This is a genomic window from Streptomyces sp. DSM 110735 (assembly GCF_016482685.1).
Taxonomy (GTDB): domain Bacteria; phylum Actinomycetota; class Actinomycetes; order Streptomycetales; family Streptomycetaceae; genus Streptomyces.
The window spans coordinates 1-21,202 of the sequence record NZ_JACYHF010000003.1; the positions used below are offsets into that span (position 1 = coordinate 1).

Here is a 21,202-nt window from a genome sequence, read left to right on the forward strand (position 1 = left end):
CCCGGCCGGGTGGGGTTTTGCCCCCGGGGCCCCCCCCCGGGGGGCCCCCCGGGGGGGGGGCCCGGCCCGCGGGGGGGGGGGGGGCCCCCCCCCGGGGCGGGGGGGGGGCCCCACCCCTGCCTGTACGTACGGACCGCTTCTGTCCTACGAGGCGGGGTAGTACGAGCCGCTCTTTGCGCACGCTGTGAACGCCTCCTAAGAATGGCGTCTCGCAGAGCGTCTTCGCAGTTGAGAAGGCGAAGTCCGCGCAATGGCAGTGAGGTCGTACATGGCAAGGCACCGCAAGCAGCAGCAGTACCGGCGGATGGTGATAGCCGCCGTCGCCGTCGGCGCGGTGGGTGTGCCCTCCGCCGCCATGGCGTGCGTCAAGTGGGGCGACGACAGCGGGTCGCAGGCGGGCTCGGCGCCGTACCGCACGGCGTGGGACCGGCAGCAGGACACCGCGGACCACATCCCCCGGGGCTGGGACGCCGCCCGCCCCCAGGGCCACGAGAGCAGCCCGGCCCCCTCCTCGACGGAGTCGACGGACTCGACGGCGCCCGGGACCCCGGCGGCGACGCCCTCCGCCCGCGAGCACCGCGCGCACGCCGAGCACCGTCGCCCCGCTCCCGCCCGCACCCACAGCGCGGCGCCCCGCCCGAAGGCCACCACCTCCGCGCCCTCCTCGGCGCCGGTGAAGTCCGCCTCCCCGAAGGTCACTCCGAGCGCCGTGAAGACCGCGGTGGAGTCCGCCGCCGGTACCGCGTCCCCGAGCGCGCCCGAGCCCGCCGCCCCGAAGCCGGTGAGGACGACCGCCGCCGCCACCCCGGCCCCGTCCGCCACCGCCTCCGGTGCCGTCGCCCAGATCGTGCAGTTGGTCAACGCCGAGCGCGCGAAGGTGGGTTGCAGCGCCCTGACCGTCAACGCCGAGCTGAACAAGGCCGCGCAGGCGCACAGCGACGACATGGCGGCCCACCAGAACATGTCGCACACCGGCTCCGACGGCTCCGACCCGGGCTCCCGGATCACCGCCGCCGGATACCAGTGGAGCGCGTACGGCGAGAACGTCGCGTACGGCTACTCCACCCCGGCCGAGGTCATGGCGGGCTGGATGGCGAGCCCCGGCCACCGCGAGAACATCCTCAACTGCTCCTACAAGGAGATCGGCGTCGGTCTCGCGCAGCCCGGCAGCTACTGGACCCAGGACTTCGGCACCGCCCGGTAGGACCGTGTCGCCCTGGTCACATTTCACGCGAACCGGGTCCCGGGGTGGCAGCCGTCACGTCGGGGCCCGGGCGTTTCTGATTGGGTTCCCAGCACCGTGCCCCACCCCCCACCGCGAAGGGCGCTCCCCATGCTCCACCCGCTCACGCACCCGTTCCGCGCCAAAAGGGCGCGGCGCACCACGGCCACGGGCGCGCTCGCCGCGCTGACGGCCGCGCTGGTGACGGCCGGCGCGCTCCCGGCCGCCGCCGCGCCGGAACACGGCTCGGACTTCGCCAAGGCGGTACACGCCCGGGGCACGTCCCGTGTCGCCGCCGCCGTCCTCGACCTGGACGACGCGGATCACACGCCCGAGGTCCACGGCGACGCCGGTCCGTTCGACACGGCCAGCATCGTCAAGGTGGACATCCTCGCGTCCGCCCTCCTGCGCGCCCGGGACGCCGGTCACGGACTGAGCGCGGCGGAGCGCGTCCAGGCGAAGGCGATGATCGAGCACAGCGACAACGCGGCGGCGAACGCCCTGTGGCGGAGCATCGGGCTCGCCCCGGGTCTGGAGGCGGCCAACAAGCGCCTCGGGCTGACCGAGACGCAGGGCGGCTCCGGACCCCGCTGGGGACTGACCCGCACGACGCCGAGGGACCAGATCAGGCTGCTGCGCGCGGTGTTCGACCCCGATCGCACCACCCCGCTCGACGCCTCGTCCCGCGCCTACATCCGCTCGCTGATGGGGAACGTCGCCGACGAGCAGTCCTGGGGTGTGTCGGCGGCGGGTTCGCACGAGGCGCTGAAGAACGGCTGGCTCCAGCGGAACACCACCGGTCTGTGGGACGTCAACAGCGTCGGCCGGATCGAGAGGGGCGGACACCGCTACCTCGTCGCGGTCCTCTCGGACGGCAACACCTCCATGAAGGACGGCGTCGCCCTGGTGGAGCGCGCGGCCCGCGCCGCCGTCGCGGGCTGAACCTCCCACGACCGACCGACCGACCGCCGGGCACGGCGCGGCGTGGCGCGCCGCGCAGCCGTACCGATTCCCGGCGAGGATGGCCCCCTGGGCGAGCGGCCGGGAGGCGACGGACATGACGGTGAACCGGATCGGTCTGGTCGTCCATGCCGGACGCCCGGCGGCGCTGGCCGCGGCGGACGCCGTGCGCGAGTGGTGCGCCGGGCACGGGGTGGGGTGCGCCGACATCGACGTGTGGAGCGAGGGCGCGCGGCACAGCGCCCGTGAGGAGGTCGCCGCCGCGCACGACCCGGACCTGATCGTCACCCTGGGCGGCGACGGCACCTTCCTGCGCGGTGCCCGCCTGGCGACGGAGGACGACGCCCTGATCCTCGGGGTCGACCTCGGACGCGTGGGGTTCCTGACCGAGGTGCCCGCACCGGCGGTGCGCGCCGCCCTGGACGCCGTGCAGGAGAACCGGTTCGACGTCGAGAGCCGGATGCTGCTCACCCTGCGCGCCTCCTGCCGCCTGGAGGTGCCCAAGGACATGGAGCCGCTGGTGGGCCACGGACGCGGTCCGCTGCTGCCGCCGCCGAGGGTGCGCGGGGAGTGCGAGCAGAGCGACGACTGGGGTGTCGCGCTGAACGTCACCGCGCTGAACGACGTGGTCGTGGAGCGGCTGACCCGGGACCGCCAGGTGTCGGTGGGCGTGTACATCGCCGGGCAGCTCCTCGCGTCGTACTCCGCCGACGCGCTGATGGTGGCGACGCCGACCGGCTCGACGGCGTACAGCTTCGCGGCCGGGGGACCGGTCGTCTCGCCGCGCGCGGAGGGGCTGCTGTTCACGCCGGTCGCGCCGCACATGGCGTTCAACCGCTCGGTGCTGGCCGCCCCCGACGAGCCGATCGCGCTGCGGATCCTGGACCGCTCGGGTCCGGCGGCGGTGAGCATCGACGGGCAGGTGCGCGGGGTGCTCGACCCCGGCGACTGGATCGGGGTGTACGCCGCTTCCCGCAGGCTGCGGGTGGTGCGGCTCGGGCCGATGGACTTCTACGGGCGGCTGCGCGAGCGCATGAACCTGACCGACGCGCCCGCCGCGGTGGCCGACGGCGGCGCCGCTCCGCTGTGGCCGGTGCGCTCCCCGCCGCCGGGCGACCTCGCCCACCTCGCGATGCCCTCCCGTCCCGAGGACCGCACGCGACGGGAGTCCTGACGGCCGCTCGTGCGGACCGCCGGAGAATTCCCGGCCGGGCAGGAGAATGTGTGCGGTTCGGGGGCACCAGGAGAGACAGGAACTCCCTCACCGCAGGAGGCGGACCATGATCCTCGTCGGCGTCATCTTGCTCATCATCGGCTTTCTCACCGGGATCTCGATCCTGTGGACCATCGGCATCATCCTGGCGGTAGTGGGTGCGGTGCTGTGGATTCTGGGGGCCACCGGTCACGCGATCGCCGGTCGTCGTCACTACTGGTGACTCCCGGGCCGGACGTACCCGGCGTGCGGGCTCCGAGGGGCTGAGGCAGGCTACGGGGCAGAGTTCGCACCGCCCGGGCCGACCGGAAACTTCGGGAGTGATGCGTCATGCCCTTCGACTCCACGTCCGCGCCGGATGCCGCCCCCGCCTCTCCCCCGCCTCCGCCGCCGGTGCGACCGTGGACCGTCGAGGACCTGCCCGCGCTCGACCCCGACCCGTTCTTCGACCAACTGCTGCGCGACGAACCGATCACCCGCATCAGCCTGCCGTACGGCGACGGGTACGCCTGGCTGGTGACCCGGTACGAGGACGTCCGTACGGTCACCTCCGACCCCCGCTTCTCCCGCGCCGAGCTGGTCGGGCGCGCGGTGACCAGCATGGCGCCCCAGGCGGTCGCCTCCCAGACGGCGGGGCTCCAGTACATCGACCCGCCGCGGCACACGGTGCTGCGGCGGGTCGTCGCGCGTGCGTTCACCGCGCGGAGCATGGCGCGACTGCGGCCCGTGGCGGAGCGCATCGCCCACCGGGCGCTGGACGGCATGGAGCAGGCGGGACCGCCCGGCGACCTCATGGAGCATCTGTACACGCCGTTCCCGATCGCCGTGGTCTGCGCGTTCCTGGGCGCCGACGAGGACGACTGGCGCGCCTGGGCGGGTCACTCGGAGGCGCTGCTGTCCAAGGCGCCCGCCGGGCAGGACCGCAACAAACAGGCCCGCGCGACGACACGCGGGCGGGTGGTGGACCTGCTGCGCCGCCGCCGCGAGGAGCCGCGCGACGACCTCGCCGGGGTGCTGGCGGCTGCCGCCGCGAGTGGTGAGATCACCGACGACGAGGCGGTCTCGCTGGCCATGGCGGTCTACGTCAGCGGCGGTCACGCGGTGCGCAACAACAGCGGGTCGATGATGTACGCGCTGCTCACCCATGCGGAGCAGTTCGCGCGGCTGCGGCGCGAGCCGGAGCTGCTGCCGAGGGCGGTGGAGGAACTCTTCCGCTACGTCCCGCACCGCAACGGCGTGGGCATCCCCCGCGTCGCGACCGAGGACGTGGAGATCGGCGGCCATGTGATCCGCAAGGGCGAGGCGGTCTACAACGCCTATGTCGCCGCCAACCGCGACCCTGAGGTGTTCCCCGACCCGGACGCGCTCGACTTCGACCGCACCGGTCCAGGACACGTGGCCTTCGGTCACGGACCGCACTTCTGTCTGGCCGCGCTGATGGCCCGGATGGAGGCGGAGGTGCTGATCGCCTCCGTGATGGAACGCTTCCCCGCGCTGCGGCTGGCGGTCCCGCCCGGGGAGGTCGAGTTCCAGCGCGACGGGCTGATCCGGGGACCGAGGACGCTGCCGGTCGCTTGGTAGGTCAGTTGTTCGCCGGACCGCGAACGGGGGGCAACGGGTGACGGAGTTCACAGATGCGCACATACCAGGCACCAGGGTTGGTCAACGCCCCTCCCCCAGACGGTGATTGAGACTCAAACTCACCCGCACAAGTGATTGCAGTCGAGAATATTCCGGGATTTGTGCGCCAAGGATCACACTCCCGCAGGCACCCCGAACCAGGCGTCGGTGAACGCCGGACGCCGCACGACGGTAGGTTGATCTCCATGAGCGACAACGTTTACTTCGACATCAACATCGACGACCAGCCGGCCGGCCGGATCGTCTTCCGCCTCTACGACGACGTGGTCCCGAAGACCGCCAAGAACTTCCGCGAGCTGGCCACCGGCGAGCACGGCTTCGGCTACGCCGGTTCGCCGTTCCACCGCGTCATCCCGCAGTTCATGCTGCAGGGCGGCGACTTCACCCGGGGCAACGGCACCGGCGGCAAGAGCATCTACGGCGAGAAGTTCGCGGACGAGAACTTCTCCCGCAAGCACGACCGCCCGTACCTGCTGAGCATGGCGAACGCCGGTCCGAACACCAACGGCTCGCAGTTCTTCATCACCACGGTCGTCACCCCGTGGCTCGACGGCAAGCACGTCGTCTTCGGCGAGGTCGTCGAGGGCCAGGACATCGTGGACAAGGTCGAGTCCCTCGGCAGCGACAGCGGTGCCACCCGGGGCAAGATCACCGTCGCCGCCAGCGGCACGGTCTGACGGCACCCGCCGACCCACCCGCGCCGTGCCCCCCCTTTCGGGGGCACGGCGACGCCGGTTCACGGGGCGTGCCACACGAACACCTCGGTGTCCGGCCCCCGTTCCGAGAACCACCCCTGCGGCGACCACCCCCGCAAGAGCCCCCGCAACTCCCCCTCGAACGCGCCCAATCGACGCCCGAACAGATGCGGCGCCGACGAGGACAGCGAGAACACTCCGGCGACGACGTCGTCCTCGCCCCGCGTCAACTCCCCGGCACCCGGGACGACATGACGCTCGGGCCCCAGAAACCCGGCCCGCCGGAAGACCTCGCGCTCTCCGCCGGGCGTCCCACGCGGCAACACCCCACGCCCCGCGCGCCGTACGGGACCGAGGTACTCCTTCACCAGCCGCGAGATGCCCTCGTACGGAACACGCGGCCACCGTGTCTCCCCGCCGCCCTCCCCGTCCTTGACGTCCGCGACGTGCACCAGCGCGCCACCGGGCCGGAGCAGGTCCCGGACCGCCGCCGCGACCAGGGGCTGGTCCATCCAGTGGAACGACTGCCCGAAGACCGCCACGTCGAAGGTGCCGAGTCCGCCGGGCAGTTCCTCGGCCCGCGCCCGCACCCACACCGTCCTGTCGGCCGCGCCCGCCGCGCGGGACAGACGGCGCGCCTCCGCGATCACCCCCGGGTCGGGGTCCACGCCGACCGCCTCCGCGAACAGGTGCGCGAGGCGCAGGGTCAGCGTGCCGGGGCCGCACCCCACGTCCAGCAGGCGCCCGGTGCCGTCCAGGCGCAGCGCGCGGGCCAGCACGGGTGCCAGGTCCGGGGCGTAGGGCAGGCGCCCACGCGTGTAGTGCGCGGCCGCACCCGCGAACAGCGTCTCGTCCCACGTCCAGTCGTCGGCCACGGCTCACCTCACCGTGATCGTAGGCTAAGCTTGCTCATGAGCGAGGCGCCCAAGTGCGGGTGACGCGCTGTGCGTTGGTGGTCCAAGGAAAGACGTCCCGCTTCCTGCGGGGAGATGCAGGTGCAAGGCCTGCCCGGCGCTCCATCGAGAACCCCGTCCCTGGGAAGTCAGGGGCGGGGTTCTTTCGTGGGCGGGCGGGAGGACAGGCAGGGCAGGAGCAGGGTCCAGAAGCGGTCCATCCGTTCGCGGGAGAGCCAGTCGCGGTCCCGGCTGCCCAGCGCCTCGAACCCGGCGGTCGCGGCGACGACCGCGACCACGGCGCCCTCGGAGGAGACCCCGTCCGCCAGTTCGCCCGCCTCCTCGGCCCGGCCGACCGTCTCGCGCACCCATGCCTGCCACCAGTCGAGGAGCCCGGACCGGTGCCGCCGCGCGGGGTCGCCGCTGAGCCGGAAGCCCGCCGAGGTCACGGGGTCGGCGGCGAGGGTGACCGCGAGCTGCCGGGTTGCGGTGACGAGCGCCCCGAGCGCGCTGCCCTCGGAGCGCCCGCAGCGCCCGGCCAGTTCCCGCACCGTGCGCGCCGCGACCCGCTCGACCTCTCCGGCCAGCGCGTCCTTGTCCGGGAAGTGGAAGTGCAGGGCGCCCGTGCTCACCCCGGCCCGCGCGCTGATCGCGGGTAAGGAGGCACGGGCGTAACCGTCGGCGGCGAAGAGTTCCGCCGCCGCGCGGACGAGAGCCTGCCGGGTACGGACGGCGCGCTCCTGCTTGACCATGGCGCTCCCCCTTCAGAGCCCCGTTCCGGGAACGAGCCCGCGCCCCACGCCGGTCAGGCGTCCGCCGGCCGCAGCAGCACGGGCAGCGAACGGTATCCGTTGAGCATGAAGGTCGGCAGCGGCTGCAACTCCTCGGGCGCGCACGCCAGTCGTACGTCCGGGAAGAGCCCGAACAGCTTGGAGAGGGCGGAGGCAGCCTCTATCTCGCCGAGCGGGGCGCCGAGGCAGCGGTGCGGTCCGTGCCCGAAGCCGAGGACGTCGCGCTTGGTGCGCAGCACGTCGAAGCGGCTCGCGTCCGGTCCGTGCCGGTCGGTCTCGTGACCGCCCGCCGCGAAGTCGACGAGGATGCAGTCGCCCTTGCGGATGGTCACGCCGTCCAGGTCGATGTCCTCGACGGCGAACCGCAGCGGCGAGTACGCGCCGGGCGTGTGCACCCGCATCGCCTCGGAGACCACGTCCGCCCAGGTCGCCCGCCCCTCCCGGACGTGCTCCAGTTGCTCGGGGTGGGTGAGCAGGGCGCCGGCCGCGTTGGTGATGAGGGTGGCGGTGGTGTCCTGCCCCGCGGCGATGAACATGAAGAGGGAGCCGAGCAGTTCCTCCTCGGTGAGCCGGTCGCCGTCGTCCCGGGCGGCGATCAGCGAGCTGGTGAGGTCGTCCCCGGGCTGCTCCCGCTTGACCGCCACGAGCCCGGCGAGGAGCCCGAACGCCTGGAGCCGGGCGGCCTCCATCTCGGCGGCCGGGGTCGTGGAGCTGAACACGGTGCTGAGCGCGTCCGAGAGCGCGTCCGTCTCGGCGCCGCGCGGCACGCCGAACAGCTCGCAGATCACGCGCAGGGGCAGCACCTCGGCGTAGTCGGTGCGCAGGTCGACCGGGGTGCCGGGGGCCACGGCGGCGAGGGAGTCGAGGAGTTCGGCGGAGAGTTCCTCGACGCGGGGGCGCAGCGCCTCGGAGCGGCGCAGCGTGAAGGCGCCCGCGACGAGCCTGCGCAGCCGGGAGTGGTGCTCCCCGTAGGCGAAGAGCATGTTCTCGTTGGCCACCCAGGGGTACAGCGGCCAGTCCTCGGTGATCTTCCCCTCGATGAAGGCGGGCCAGTGCAGCCGGGCGCTGCGCGAGACGCGCGGGTCGGCCAGCAGCCGTTCCACGTACGTCTGCCGCACGACCGCCCAGGCGATCACGCCGCCGGGCAGTTCGACGGGGACGGCGGGACCCTGTCCGCGCAGATGGGCGGCTTCGCCCTGGTGGTCGCGCCCTGTGATGTCCAAGACGTAGGGGCAGGCGGTCGTCTCCATCGGTGTCCTCCCTGGTTCGGTCCTGCGCTCACGTGGTCGTGCTGCGGTGCCGGTCGGCGGGAGGCTCCCGGCGTCCGGGCGGGTCCGTGGGTCGAGGGGTGTACCGGCGTCCGGGGCGCCGGGGCACGGCCGTGCCGTCGTCCCGGCACCGGATACCGGATACCGGATACCGACCACCGGCTGCCGGTCGGGGCGGCTACCGGTCGGGGCGGTCCGGGCATCGGCCGGGCGGCGGTCCGGTCCCCGCCCTCCCCGGCGCCCCCGGCGCTCAGCCGGTGACGCCGGGCTCCTCGGCGTCCCGGCGCAGGGCGAGCGCCTCGGCGTGGACGCGCTCGCCCCGGTCCAGACCCATGTCGAGGCGGACCAGGACGGCGGGGACGGCGATGCTGGTCATCAGATGCCGGTAGAGGTCGACCACGCGTTCCATGAGGTCCGAGTGGTTGTTCATGATCTTGGAGAGCACCTGGGCGCCGGTGAAGGCGGCGACGAACGCCTTGGCGGCGGCCTCGACGTCGACGTGCGGCAGGAGTTCGCCGCTCGCCTTCGCGCGGGCCAGGAGCTTGGCGTTGTGGTCGATCCAGGACGCCATGGGCACCCGCCGGTCCAGACCGTCCTGGGGCGAGCCCTGGTCCACGGTGAGCCGGACGCTGCCGCGCACCAGCGGATCGCCCTGGCCGAGCAGATGGGCGAGGAGGAAGCCCGCGTCCAGACCTTCCTGGAGGACCAGTTCGCGCGGCGGGGTGTCCGGTACGGAGGTGAGCTGGTCGGTGAGGACGGCCTGGGCGAGCTGTTCCTTGGAGGCGAAGTGGAAGTAGAGGGCGCCCTTGGTGACGTTGGCGCGCTGGAGGATCTCGGAGATCGTCGCGGCTTCGTACCCCACGTCGGCGAACACGTCGGCGGCTGCCACCAGGATGTTGCGCCTTGTCCTGATCGCACGTTCCTGCAGCGCCACGGCACACCCTCCGCACTGGCTTCACGGCCCGGTCGGTGACGGAAAGAGACCGGCGGGTACGCATCCTGCCACCCGGCAACTCGCCCTTTCAAGCGTGCGCTCGCCCTCACGTACGAGCGCCGGGGCTCCTCACCGCCGGCCACGATAAGACGTGCCGCCCGGTATCACAACGCCTTCGGACCGACCCGGCGTGCCATGCGAGGGGTGCCGCATCCCCGTAAAACCCGTTCAGTTTCGGTCAGTTGTCGAACCCGAAGCGCCCACATTACGCAACCGTGCGGTGACCGATTGACAGAGTCTTTGCTTGATAAGCAAACCGGAAGGTCCGTATCTTCTGACACTGCGCATCCCTTCCTGCCGGATCTGCGACCACGGGAGCGGGCTCATGACTCTTCTGACACCTCAGGCAGAACTCCCCTCGGCACCCGGGAACGACGACGAGCACCACAAAGTCCCCCTCCCTTCGCCCCGTTCCGCGCCGTCCTCGGCGGCGGCGGTGGCGGAGCTGACCCGGCTCCTCTTCGACGGCGGTGCCCGCGAGCGCGGGCACGGACGCTGGCGCGAGCTGATCGCCCGCGACACCTTCCGGCACCGCCCGGGACTCGAAGCCGCCGAGCGCGCCGAACTCTCCTACGCCTGGCTGCGCCTGGTGAACGACACCGCCGGAGCCCCGGAGCGGCTCGCCGACGACCCGGCGGAACTCGCGGCCCTGCACGAGTGGGCGGCCATCGTGGACGGCGGCGGCGGACTGTGCACCGTGGCGAGCATCCACTACAACCTCTTCCTCGGCAGCCTGCTCGACCACGACGGCGGGCGCGACCTGTCCGACTTCACCTCGCTCCGCCGCGTCGGCACGTTCCTGTGCACCGAGCTGGAGCACGGCAACGACGCCTCGGCGCTGGAGACCACCGCCGAACTCGATCCCAAGACCGGCGGGTTCGTTCTGCACACCCCGCGTCCGGGTGCCCAGAAGTTCATGCCCAACACGAGTCTGACCGGCGGTCCCAAGAGCGCGGTGGTCGCCGCCCGGCTGCTGGTGGACGGGCGGGACGAGGGGGTCTTCCTCTTCCTGACCCCGCTCAGCGACGAGAACGGGCTGCGCCCCGGCGTCCAGGTGCGCAGGCTGCCGATGCGCACCGGCGCGCCCGTCGACCACTGCATGACCTCCTTCGACCACGTACCGCTGCCCCGCTCCGCCCTGCTGGAGTCCGCGCACGGCCGTCTGGACGCCGAGGGGACGCTGCACAGCGAACTCGGCAACCGGCGCAAGCGGTTCCTGCGCTCCATCGGCCGGGTCACCATGGGCAAGCTCTGCATGAGCGGCGCGGCGATCGGCGCCACCCGGGCGGCGCTCGCCATAGCCGTGCGTTACGGCGGACACCGGCAGGTCAGCGGTCCGCGCGCGGGCGAGCGCATTCCCGTGAACGCCCACCGCTCCCACCACGGTCCGCTGTTGAAGGGTCTGGCGACCTCCTACGCCATGACCTTCCTGCACCGCCGGGCGCTGGAGGGCTGGACCGCGCACCGCACGGACCCGGACACCGAACGGCAGGCGGAGGCCGAGCGGCTGGTGGCCGTGGCCAAGGGCTGGATCACCTGGAAGGCGCGGGAGGTCACCGTCGAGTGCCGTGAACGCTGCGGCGCCCAGGCGCTGTTCGCGGCGAACGGGCTCTCCGAGTTCCCGCAGTACATCGAGGGCACCGTCACCGCCGAGGGCGACAACACGGTGATCTGGGTGAAGGCTGCCGCCGAGCTGCTGTTCGCCGAGCAGCCGCCCGCGGGTCCGCTCCACTCCCCCGTCGACACGGCCCAGTTGACCGATCCGAGGCATCTGCGGGAGCTGCTGGCGCGGGCGGAGTCGATCTGGCGGGACCGGGCGCGGACCCGGCTGCGGCGGGGACCGTCCGGCGACCCCGTGGCCCGCTGGAACGGCGCCTCCTCAGCGGCTCTGGAGATGGTCTCGGCGCACGCCCGGCTGCGGGCGGCCGACGCCTTCCTGGACGCGGTGGACCGGGCGGCGGAGCCGGGGGCGCGGGCGCTGCTCGGGCGGCTGTGCCTGCTGTTCCTGCTCCAGGAGGCGAGCGCCCACAGCGGTGACCTGCTGGCGCACGGGCATCTCTCCGCGGAACAGGTCTGCGCTCTGCCCGAGCTGGTGGACGACGTGCTGCGCGAGCTGGCCCCGCACATGAGCGCCCTGGTGGAGGCGTTCGATCTGCCGGACGCCTTCCTGGACGGTGTGCCGCTCGCCAACTCGGGCGCGGTGTCGCTCGCGGACTACGCGCTGCCGCCCGAGTAGGCGGTACGGCGTCCTCGGGCGCGGTCCCTGGTGACCGCGCCCGCAACCGCCTTTGTCAGCCGACGAGTTCGGTGAACCGGCGGGTGTCGATGTTGCCGCCCGAGGCGATGACGCCGACGCGGCGCGGGAGGTCGTCGACGCGTCCGGAGAGCAGGGCGGCCAGACCGGTGGCACCGCTCGGCTCCAGCACGATCTTCAGCCGCTCGAAGGCGAACCGCATCGCCTCCACGATCTCCTCGTCGCTGACCAGCGCGATGGCGTCCACCAGCCGCTGGTTGAGGGCGAAGGTGATCTCGCCGGGCGAGGGTACGACCTGGCCGTCGGCGATGGAGCGGGGCACCGGGATGGTGACGCGTTCGCCGCTGTCGAGGGAGCGCTTGGTGTCGTCGCCCTCCTCCGGCTCGACCCCGATGATCCGGATCGCCGGGTGGAGGGACTTGGCGGCGGTGGCGCTGCCCGCGATGAGTCCGCCGCCGCCGACGGGAACCACGAGCGCGTCGAGTTCGCCGGTCTCCTCCAGGAGTTCGAGCGCGGCGGTGCCCTGTCCGGCGATGACGTCGGGGTGGTCGTAGGGCGGGATCAGGGCGAGTCCGCGCTCCTCGGCGAGGTCGGTGCCGAGCGCGTTGCGTTCCTGGGTGTAGCGGTCGTAGGTGACGACCTCGGCGCCGTAGCCCAGGGTCGCCTCCATCTTGGAGCGGGGGGCGTCCTCGGGCATCAGGATGACGGCGGTGGTGCCCAGTTCCCGGGCGGCAAGGGCGACGGCCTGCGCGTGGTTGCCGGAGGAGAACGCGGCGATGCCCTTGGCCAGTTGGTCCGGCGTGAGCCGGGCGGCGGCGTTGTAGGCGCCCCGGAACTTGAAGGCGCCGACCCGCTGGAAGTTCTCGCACTTGACGAACACCTCTGCGCCGACACGGTCGTTGAGGGTGCGCGAGGTGATGACGGGGGTGCGGTGGGCGATGCCTTCCAGCCGCGCGGCGGCGGCCCGGACGTCGTCGAGGGTGAGGGAGGGTACGGCGGCCATGGTGGGTCCCCTGGGGTGATCGGCGGTACGGGTGGACGTGAACGGGCCGGTCATCCGGCGTAGTTGTAGACGGTCGCCCGGGAGATCCCGAGCAGGTCCGCGATGCTCCGGGCGGCGTCCCGGGAGGCGAACCAGCCCTCGCGGTGGAGCCTGCGCACCAGGTCCCGCTTGGCTTCGCGGCTCAGGGATCTCGGAGTGCCCCCGTCGCGGGCGGCGTACGACTCGACGGCGGTGCGCAGTTCGCGGGCGGTGCGGTCGCCGAGCGACTCCGGTGGCTCGTCGGGGTGTTCGGTGCCGGTGGCGACGAGACGGCCGAGGGTGAGGGCGACCGGGGAGAGCACGGAGACGTCGAGGTTGAGGCAGAGCGCGGCGACGTAGTCACCGGCGGAGTTCCTGATGCCGATGGAGGTGCTCTTGGCGGGGCGGCCGTCGGGGAAGCGGTTGGGGTAGTTCTGGACGACGCCCGGGTAACGCGGGTCCGCGATGCGGGCGAGCCCCAACTCGGTCGCCGCGTCGCCCACTTGGCGCCCGGAGAGGTTGTTCTCTATCGCGCGGATCGCGTGGTCGGGGTCGCGCAGGTCGTGCAGCACCACTTCGCACAGCCCGGGAAACATCCGCCCGAGCGCGACGGCGATCTTCTCGGCTTCCCCGATCAGATGCTCGTCCGCGTCGCGCCCGTCGGCGTCGGGGTGCTCCATGAACGTCCTCCGCTCGCAGGGGAGTTGCCGGACCGCGTGAACAGCACGTCTGGACCGGATTTCCAGTTCTGGACAATACATCCGAGCCCCGCGCCGCACCACGGCTTTACGCGCACCCCCTCTCGCACCCGCCTCGCATCGCGCCCCCACCCCCTCATTCCTCGCCCAACTCGCAAAACATGTGAAGAAAGTGGTATACGATCTTCACGCGAGCAACACATCTGATCTCTAGGGGGGATTCCTTTGCGCGCACGCCTGGCCGCCACGGCCGTCGCCGTCGCTCTCGCCGGTGCCGTCTTCGGCGCACCGTCCGCGTCCGCCGCGACGGCGCTGCCGTCCAAGAACACGGCCCACCACTGTGTGCACCACACCACCGGGGTCTGCGGCTGGACGCACCACCAGAAGCCGAAGGACAAGTACGAGACGGCGAAGTGCAAGGACGCCTCGGTGTCGTACTCGGCGCACTCGCAGGGCACCTGCTCGCACCACCGCGGTGTGAAGTACTGGTTCAAGTAGGCCGGCCCCGGGGGTCGTCACGGGGGTGACGGCCCCTTGTGCGGGTGGGTCCGGTGACTCATGATCGGGCGGACCCGTGTCCCGGCGGGACGGCGGATGTGCCGTGCCTCCGGGACTTCGCCGTCTCCTGGAGCCGCCATGACACCCCCCACGGCCGTACCGTCCACGGACTCCCCCGGCAGCCGCCGTCTCGCCCTCGTCGGCGGATCGCTCGGCAATCTCGTCGAGTGGTACGACTGGTTCGTCTACGCCAGTTTCGCGATCTACTTCGCCGACTCCTTCTTCCCGGGCGACAACCCGACGACCCAACTCCTCAACACGGCGGGCATCTTCGCCGTCGGCTTCCTGATGCGCCCGGTCGGCGGATGGATCCTCGGACGGGCCGCCGACCGGCACGGCCGCAAGAGCGCGCTCACCCTGACCGTCACGATGATGTCGGTGGCCGCGCTGCTCATCGCCGTGGCCCCCACCTACGGCCAGGTCGGCTACTTCGGCGCCCTCGTCCTCCTGCTCGCCCGGCTGCTCCAGGGGCTCAGCATCGGCGGCGAGTACGCGGCCAGCGCCACCTATCTCACCGAGGCGTCCGCCCGGAACCGGCGCGGGCTCGGCTCCTCCTTCCAGTACGTGTCGATGACCTGCGGCCAACTGCTGGGTCTCGCCATCCTGATCGCGCTCCAACACACCCTGACCGACGAGCAGTTGAAGAGCTGGGGCTGGCGGCTTCCGTTCGTGATCGGCGCGGTGTTCGCCCTGGTGGTGTTCTGGCTGCGGCGGCGGCTGACGGAGACGGCGGCGTTCACCGAGGAGGCGGCCGGGCAGAGCGCGCAGACCGCGCGCGGCACGCTCACCGCGCTGTGGGAGCACCGGCGCGAGGCGGGCCTGGTCATGGCGCTCACCCTGGGCGGCACGGTGGCGTACTACACGTACACCACGTACCTCACCAAGTATCTGATCGGCAGCGCGGGTATGGCCAAGTCGACCGCCACGCTGGTGAGTTTCACCGCGCTCACCGTCTTCGCGCTGCTCCAGCCGCTGGCCGGGGCGCTCTCCGACCGGATCGGGCGCAGGCCGCTGCTGATCACCTTCGCGGTGGGCTGCACGGTGGGCACATACCCCATCATGACGGCGCTCGGCTCGGCGTCCTCCTTCTGGCCCGCGCTGGGGCTGTCCCTGCTGGCGCTGGTGATCGTCACCGGCTACACCTCGATCAACGCGGCGGTGAAGGCGGAGCTGTTCCCCACCCGCGTCCGCGCCCTCGGCGTCGCCCTCCCCTACGCCGTCGCCAACGCCCTCTTCGGCGGCACGGCGGAATACGTCGCCCTGTGGTTCAAGGACGCCGGGCACGAGCGCCTCTTCTTCTGGTACGTCTCCGGCTGCGCGCTGATCTCCCTGGTGACCTACGTCCTGATGCCGGACACCCGGGACGCGGCGCTGAGCAGGGCGGAGGCGCAGCCGGGAGAGAAGGTCCCCGCGCTATAGCTGATGGGTCCAGGCGATCACGAACACGACCGCCCCGGCGGACAGCAGCAGGGTGACGGGCAGCGCCCAGGCGCCGGTGCGCTCGCCCCGGACGAAGCGGGCACCGAGGCGGTCGTGCAGATACGCGATGAACCACAGCAGCCCCAGACCCCCGGCCACCACGGGCAGGCTGAGCAGGAAGTGCGCCAGCCACGCCCCGGCGCGCGTCGGACCGCCCCACGAGTGGTCGTACGGACCCCGGTCGACCAGCCCGTACAGCGCCCCGCGCGCGATGACCAGCAGTTCCATGCCGACCAGGACGAGGGAGACGGCGCCGAGCGGGATGCCCGTCCCGGCGTGCAGCAGTCGGCGTAAGCGGCGGGGGTCACGGTCCGTCAGCGCGGTGACGGAGCGGCGCACGCTGACCGGAAGGAGGGCGGCGGCGCGGAGGATGTCGGTGGCGACCGGCTTGATCGATGTCATGCCAGGACGCTAGGCCGCCGTGCCCCCGCGCCACCTCGTGCGGGGGCACGATCACGACCCCCGACGCACGCTCCGGGTCTCCCCCATGCCGCACTCCGGGTCTCCCCGATGCCGCCCTCGGGGTCTCCCCTACGGCGCCTCCTCGAAGCCCAGTCCCCGGCGCCCCGTCTCGTTCAGGGAGTCGGGGCCGAACCGGTCCGGCCAGGTGCGCTCGTAGTGCTCCTCGGGGAAGTCGGAGGGGCTGGAGCCGGTGAGGAAGGCGGCGCGGACCGAGTCGGCGTACTCCTCGTTGCGGGGGCACCAGGGCGCGGCGGGGATGTACATGACGTTGCCCCAGCCCTGCTGGTCCCGGACGGGCGCCACACTGTGGATCATGTCGCAGTGCCACCAGACGGAGTCCCCGGCGCGCACGTCCGGGATGCCGGAGAGGGCTTCGAGCAGCAGGGGGTGCCACTGCTCGCTCGCGGGGAAGACCTGGTTGACGGTGACCCCGCACATGTCGTCCTCGGGGACGTCCGCGAGCAGCGGGCGGAGCATCAGCAGGGCCATCGCCTCGGGGACCGGCACGGTGTGCAGGACGCCCTGGTCGTGGTCCATGTCGGACAGCGCGGTCCAGCCCTGGAAGGTGCGGAACGCCGAGCACATGGTGGAGCCGGGGTACTGCGGTCCCGCCGTGCGGTGGGCGGGGTCCCAGGGGTCGTACTCCTCGACCGTGCCGTCGAAGAGGTGGCGGAAGGCGCGCTGGTAGGCGCCGGTCATCCACAGGTCGAGGGTGCCGGGGTCGCAGTGGGCGCCGAGACCCGCGGAGTCGGCGCCCGGCGGACGGCGGCGGATGCGGTCGGGGTAGAGCGCGTCGCGGTCGGGGTCGAACCACTGGACCCCGTCGGAGGTGTGCTTCCAGAAGGAGTTGAGGAAGGACTGGACGCGGGCCATGCGTCCGCTCTGCCGCGCCTCCATCTGGGGCGGGGACCAGTAGACCGGGTAGATCTCGGGCCGGGAGCCGACGCTGCCGAAGAAGTCGTCGCCGGGACCGCGGTAGTTCTCGAAGAACCGGTTGCCCTCGACGTAGTCCACGATCCCGGCGTCCCAGGCGAGCGCCCGCTCGCGCGGGAAGTGACCGCGCACGACGAGACAGCCGCGCCGCTCGACCGCCGCGCGCTGCTCGGAGGTCACGGTGCCGTTCTCGATGTCGGCGTAGTCGATCACGGGCCAGACCGGCTCGCCCGCCGCGCGCGCCGCGCGGATCTCCGCGACCCGCTCGGCGACCCGCCGCTCGGCGACGGCGTAGACCTCCTCGACGGTCCGCCCCGACGCCTCGATCCGGGCGCGCAGCGCGGTCTTGATCGTGCGGATCGCGGCGGGCAGGTCCTCGGGCACGGTGTCCCAGTGCGGCAACTCCCCCGTGTGGGGCTGCTGTTCAGCGGCGAGCGTCATCGCCCGGCTCCTTCGGTACGGCTCTTCTCGGGTCACGTACGACGGCATGGAATCCGGTCGGATTATTTAGTCAGGACTCCTTACCAATCCCCACGGTAGACAGCGCACCGGCTTTAGGCAACAGCCCTTACTAGGATGCGGTCCATGACTCCCGCCAAGCCGTCCCTGGAGATGCTCCGCGCGCTCACCGACGAGAACGTGCTGCGCGCGCTGATGGCGCACCCACGCCTGACCAGGGCGGAGATCGCCGCCCTGACCGGCATCTCGAAGCCGACCATCTCCGACGGCGTGCAGCGCCTGGCGGGTGCCGGACTGCTCGTCGACACCGGCGAGCGGACCACGGGACGCGGGCGCGCGGGCTCCTACTACGCCCTCGCCCCCGGACTCGGCACCGCGCTGGTCGCGAGCATCACCCCGCACGGCGTGACCGCCGAGACCGTCGACGCCCTCGGCAACACCGTGGACCGCGCCCGCGCGGACCTCGGGCGCAACGCGGGCGAACGCCGGGCCGCCCGCGCCCTGGCCGAGGTCGCCGCGAAGCTCGCCGCCTCCGAGCGGGGCGCCCCGCGCACGGCGGTGGTCAGCGCCGCCGACCCGGTGGACCGGGCGAGCGGACGACTGGTCCGGCTGCCCGACGCCCCGTTCCTGGTGGGCGATCTGGACCCCGCCGCCGTCCTCGCCCCGCACGTCACCGGGTCCGTCCTGGTGGACAACGACATCAACTGGGCGGCTCGCGCCGAGCGCAGGGCGGGCGGCGCGGCGGGGGTGGACGACTTCGTGTACGTCCATCTCGGGGAGGGGCTCGGCTGCGCCGTCGTCACGGACGGCGCCGTACGGCGCGGTCACCGGGGGCTCGCGGGCGAGATCGCCCATGTGTGCGTGCCGGGTCCGGACGGTACGGCGATGCCGCTGACCGAGGTGTTCGCCGCGCTCGGACTGCGCCGGGACGACTCGACGGCCATCGACGCGGACGCGGTACGGGCGGCGGTCACCGGGGACGGCACGGCGGACGCGGCACGGGCGCGCGAGGCGCTCGCGCGGGCGGTCGGCGGCGTGCTGAGCGCGGCTGTCGCCCTGACCGATCCGGACCTGGTGGTCGTGGGCGGCGAGTGGGGGCGGCTGCCGGAGATGATCGACGCGATCCGCCGCCAGGTGACGGGCGGCCCGCGCCCCGTCCCCGTCACGGCGGCCACCGTGCCGGCACCTGAACTGACCGGCGCCCGCGAGCGGGCGGTGGAGGAGCTGCGGGACCTGATCGTACGGTCGGCGCATCCCGGTCAGTGATCGACTCCTTTCGCGAAAACCACTGGTCACCGCGGGACTTCGCTGCTGGGATGGCCGGATGCGACTGGACACTCCCACCGACGTGGACCGAGGCGCCTACCCGGACGCGGTGACCCCCTGGGACCGGGAGGACTGGCGGCGGGCGGCGCTCGACTGGATCGGTGAGCGGCTGGCCGGGCACGGACTGCGGGCGAGCGGGACGCCGAGCGCGCGCGTACGCCCGTGGTCGATATTGATGCGGGTGCCCGTGGACGGGGACGGCACCGTGTGGTTCAAGGCGAACCCGCCCGCGAGCTGCTTCGAAGCCCCGCTGACCGCTGCCCTCGCCGACCGGGTGCCGGACCGGGTGCTGCGACCGCTCGCCGTCGACGCCGGGCGCGGCTGGTCGCTGCTGCCGCACGAGGGCCCGCTGTTCCGCACCGTACTGGAGACCGAGCGCGTCGAACCCCGCGCGTGGGAGGACCTGCTCCAGCAGTACGCCACGACGCAGCGCGCCCTGGTCCCGCACACGGACGCGATCGAACGGCTCGGGGTGCAGCGCATCCGGACGACCGAACTGCCCGCCCTTTTCGACGCGTTGCTGGCCGCGAGCGCCTCGCTGGAGCCCGCGGACCGGGCCCGGCTCACCGCGCTGCGTCCCCGGCTGGTGGACTGGTGCGCCGAGTTGGCGGCCCTGGGCATCCCCGACTCGCTGGACCACGCGGATCTGCACGAGGGGCAGGTGTTCCGCCCGGAGCCGGGCCGCTACCTCTTCTTCGACTGGGGGGACGCGGTCGTCTCCCACCCCTTCAACAGCCTGCGCGTCCCGGGCCGTCAGGTCGAACAGCGGTACGGCGCCGGGGCACTGCCCCGGCTGCGCGACGCCTATCTGGAGCCGTGGACCGGCGACGGCCACACGGCGGCGGAGCTACGGCGCGCGGCGCGCGTCGCCTGGCGGCTGGGCGTGCTGGGGCGGGTCCGCTCCTGGGGCGGTGTCTTCCCCTCGGCCGCTCCGCTGACGGCGGTGCGGGGCGGTCGCGCGCTGCTGGAACTGCTGGAGGAGCCGCCGTTTCGCTGAGCGGGCGACGGTGCGGTCACGCCGTCGCGGAGCCGCCCGCGCGCATACGGTCCCGGCGGGCGTTGTTGTAGATGCGCAGCAGATGCTTGGCCACCGCGCAGGGGGCGGCGTCGGCATGGCACTGGCGGCACGTGCGCATGTGCTGGTCGTAGGAGAAACGCGCGTTCTCGAATGCTTCGTCGGCAGCAGACATGGCCATCTCCGGGCAGGGCGCGTCCTCGCGGACCGCGCCGGCTTGACTGACGGGTAACACCCGAAGTCAAGGTGATCATGTTACTGCCGGTATTGGGAAACTGATCAGTAACCCCGCGCTGACCTGCACACATGCCGTACACACGGAGGAGGGGGAGCCGTCCGCCGACGGCTCCCCCTCCCGCTGTGGCGCGCTGTCAGGAACGGCGCGTGCGGCTGACGTAGACCGTTCCGGCGCCGAGGGCCAGCACCAGGGCGGCGCCGCCCGCGACCATGCCGACCGACCCCGCGCCGGTCTCCGCCAGCGGCGGCTTGGCACCGCCGTTGGGCGACGCCTTCGGCGCGGCCGACGGGGAGCTGTTCAGCGGCGGGACGTGCGAGCTGGTCGACGGCGTGCCGGAGGGCTTCGGCGCCGGGGTGGTCGCCTTGTCCGACGGCGCGCTCGGCTTCGGGCTCGCGGAGGACTCCGGAGCCGAGGCGGACGGGCTGGGCGCGGAGGGCGAGGACGGCGACTGCGGGGTGGTGGACTCGCAGCGCTTGTCACCGCCGTTCCACGCGGCGATCAGGTGGTACGGGGTGAGCACGCCGGTCCGCACGTCGGGCAACTGGCCGTGGCCCGCGCCCTCCTTGCCGTCGTAGGCGGTGTCGTCGCCGTACAGGTCTATCTGGCCGAAGCAGGTGGGCGCCTTGACGCTGAGCTTCTGCCAGGTGCGGTCCGCGTCGTCCTGGCCCGCGACGTCCTTGCCGGTCAGGTAGACGGTGTCCTTGTCGACCATCTGCTGCTGACCGGAGGAGGCCCAGTTCGGACCCTCCGTGGTGTACTCCGCCAGCGAGACGGGGTACTTGCAGCCCTCGCCGACGCTCTGGCCGGGGGCCAGGCGGACCTCGACGGTGCCGGGGACGCTGTCCCACTGGTGGAAACCGCCCTGCGAGGTCCAGTCCGCGCCGACGGTCTTGCCGTCCGCGTCGACCAGGCGGTACTGGACGGTGGCGGACTGGCATCCGGCACCGTCGGAGGCGTGGGCCGAGCCCGCCCCGATCAGGGGGGCGGCTGCCGCCGCGAGGAAGGTGGCCGCGACCGCGGCGAGGGACCTGGCTGGTTGAGAGCGTGACAAGGTGAGCCTCTGTCCATTCGGCAGGTGTGGG

21 protein-coding genes are annotated in these 21,202 nt (G+C 72.6%); 11 read left to right on the top strand and 10 right to left on the bottom strand.

Annotation, left to right across the window (positions count from 1 at the left end; translation table 11 throughout):
- The first annotated feature begins 268 nt into the window (after positions 1–268).
- The 6 genes from IF655_RS05445 (at position 269) to IF655_RS05470 (ending at position 5,713) form a co-directional block, all read left to right on the top strand.
- On the top strand, positions 269–1,204 hold the full coding sequence (locus IF655_RS05445; RefSeq protein WP_199582383.1) for a CAP domain-containing protein: 936 nt from the start codon (positions 269–271) through the stop codon (positions 1,202–1,204).
- A gap of 129 nt (positions 1,205–1,333) precedes the next feature.
- A complete protein-coding gene (locus tag IF655_RS05450; protein WP_199582384.1) occupies positions 1,334–2,164 on the top strand; it encodes a serine hydrolase in 831 nt (276 codons plus the stop codon).
- Between the two features lie 115 nt (positions 2,165–2,279).
- Positions 2,280–3,356 (top strand): NAD(+)/NADH kinase, encoded by a 1,077-nt coding sequence (locus IF655_RS05455; RefSeq protein WP_199582385.1) that lies wholly within the window; start codon positions 2,280–2,282, stop codon positions 3,354–3,356.
- 106 nt (positions 3,357–3,462) lie between these two features.
- A complete protein-coding gene (locus tag IF655_RS05460; protein ID WP_199582386.1) occupies positions 3,463–3,618 on the top strand; it encodes a DUF6131 family protein in 156 nt (51 codons plus the stop codon).
- Between the two features lie 107 nt (positions 3,619–3,725).
- Positions 3,726–4,976 carry a cytochrome P450 gene (locus tag IF655_RS05465; protein WP_199582387.1) on the top strand — a complete coding sequence of 417 codons (1,251 nt, stop codon included), beginning with the start codon at positions 3,726–3,728 and terminating at the stop codon, positions 4,974–4,976.
- A gap of 245 nt (positions 4,977–5,221) precedes the next feature.
- Complete coding sequence (locus IF655_RS05470; protein WP_199582388.1) at positions 5,222–5,713, top strand: peptidylprolyl isomerase; 492 nt, start codon at positions 5,222–5,224, stop codon at positions 5,711–5,713.
- 59 nt (positions 5,714–5,772) lie between these two features.
- On the opposite strand, the gene IF655_RS05475 is transcribed toward IF655_RS05470, so the two are convergent.
- From IF655_RS05475 to IF655_RS05490, 4 genes are all read right to left on the bottom strand, one after another.
- Positions 5,773–6,606, bottom strand: a complete 834-nt coding sequence (locus IF655_RS05475) for a bifunctional 2-polyprenyl-6-hydroxyphenol methylase/3-demethylubiquinol 3-O-methyltransferase UbiG (RefSeq protein ID WP_199582389.1) — start codon at positions 6,604–6,606, stop codon at positions 5,773–5,775.
- A gap of 167 nt (positions 6,607–6,773) precedes the next feature.
- Entirely contained in the window at positions 6,774–7,376 is a 603-nt protein-coding gene (locus tag IF655_RS05480; protein WP_199582390.1) for a ScbR family autoregulator-binding transcription factor, read from the bottom strand.
- Between the two features lie 53 nt (positions 7,377–7,429).
- On the bottom strand, positions 7,430–8,665 hold the full coding sequence (locus IF655_RS05485) for a cytochrome P450 (protein WP_199582391.1): 1,236 nt from the start codon (positions 8,663–8,665) through the stop codon (positions 7,430–7,432).
- 268 nt (positions 8,666–8,933) lie between these two features.
- A complete protein-coding gene (locus IF655_RS05490) occupies positions 8,934–9,617 on the bottom strand; it encodes a ScbR family autoregulator-binding transcription factor (protein ID WP_199582392.1) in 684 nt (227 codons plus the stop codon).
- Between the two features lie 385 nt (positions 9,618–10,002).
- Here IF655_RS05490 and IF655_RS05495 point away from each other — a divergent pair, with 385 nt between their 5' ends.
- Positions 10,003–11,913 carry an acyl-CoA dehydrogenase gene (locus IF655_RS05495; RefSeq protein ID WP_242488567.1) on the top strand — a complete coding sequence of 637 codons (1,911 nt, stop codon included), beginning with the start codon at positions 10,003–10,005 and terminating at the stop codon, positions 11,911–11,913.
- A 55-nt stretch (positions 11,914–11,968) separates the two neighbouring features.
- On the opposite strand, the gene IF655_RS05500 is transcribed toward IF655_RS05495, so the two are convergent.
- Together IF655_RS05500 and IF655_RS05505 are read right to left on the bottom strand one after the other, a co-directional pair.
- On the bottom strand, positions 11,969–12,934 hold the full coding sequence (locus tag IF655_RS05500) for a threo-3-hydroxy-L-aspartate ammonia-lyase (protein WP_199582393.1): 966 nt from the start codon (positions 12,932–12,934) through the stop codon (positions 11,969–11,971).
- Between the two features lie 50 nt (positions 12,935–12,984).
- Entirely contained in the window at positions 12,985–13,632 is a 648-nt protein-coding gene (locus tag IF655_RS05505; RefSeq protein WP_199582394.1) for a transcriptional regulator, read from the bottom strand.
- A 243-nt stretch (positions 13,633–13,875) separates the two neighbouring features.
- On the opposite strand from IF655_RS05505, the gene IF655_RS05510 reads away from it, so the two are divergent.
- Together IF655_RS05510 and IF655_RS05515 are read left to right on the top strand one after the other, a co-directional pair.
- A complete protein-coding gene (locus IF655_RS05510) occupies positions 13,876–14,148 on the top strand; it encodes a DUF3761 domain-containing protein (protein WP_206775499.1) in 273 nt (90 codons plus the stop codon).
- A gap of 138 nt (positions 14,149–14,286) precedes the next feature.
- The gene (locus tag IF655_RS05515; RefSeq protein WP_199582395.1) at positions 14,287–15,627 is read left to right on the top strand and encodes an MFS transporter; all 1,341 of its coding nucleotides are present in this window, start codon (positions 14,287–14,289) and stop codon (positions 15,625–15,627) included.
- Here IF655_RS05515 and IF655_RS05520 read toward each other — a convergent pair.
- Positions 15,622–16,089, bottom strand: coding sequence for a hypothetical protein (locus IF655_RS05520; RefSeq protein ID WP_199582396.1), 468 nt, complete (start codon positions 16,087–16,089; stop codon positions 15,622–15,624). The genes IF655_RS05515 and IF655_RS05520 overlap by 6 nt on opposite strands.
- Before the next feature lie 129 nt (positions 16,090–16,218).
- Positions 16,219–17,523, bottom strand: a complete 1,305-nt coding sequence (locus tag IF655_RS05525; protein ID WP_199582397.1) for a DUF1479 domain-containing protein — start codon at positions 17,521–17,523, stop codon at positions 16,219–16,221.
- Between the two features lie 144 nt (positions 17,524–17,667).
- On the opposite strand from IF655_RS05525, the gene IF655_RS05530 reads away from it, so the two are divergent.
- Together IF655_RS05530 and IF655_RS05535 are read left to right on the top strand one after the other, a co-directional pair.
- Positions 17,668–18,807 carry an ROK family transcriptional regulator gene (locus tag IF655_RS05530; protein ID WP_199582398.1) on the top strand — a complete coding sequence of 380 codons (1,140 nt, stop codon included), beginning with the start codon at positions 17,668–17,670 and terminating at the stop codon, positions 18,805–18,807.
- Between the two features lie 58 nt (positions 18,808–18,865).
- A complete protein-coding gene (locus IF655_RS05535; protein WP_199582399.1) occupies positions 18,866–19,864 on the top strand; it encodes a phosphotransferase in 999 nt (332 codons plus the stop codon).
- 16 nt (positions 19,865–19,880) lie between these two features.
- Here the strand turns inward: IF655_RS05535 and IF655_RS05540 are convergent, their stop codons facing one another.
- Positions 19,881–20,057: a hypothetical protein gene (locus IF655_RS05540; protein WP_199582400.1), complete on the bottom strand. Its 177-nt coding sequence runs from the start codon at positions 20,055–20,057 to the stop codon at positions 19,881–19,883.
- A gap of 196 nt (positions 20,058–20,253) precedes the next feature.
- Positions 20,254–21,171: a hypothetical protein gene (locus IF655_RS05545; protein ID WP_199582401.1), complete on the bottom strand. Its 918-nt coding sequence runs from the start codon at positions 21,169–21,171 to the stop codon at positions 20,254–20,256.
- Positions 21,172–21,202: the final 31 nt, after the last annotated feature.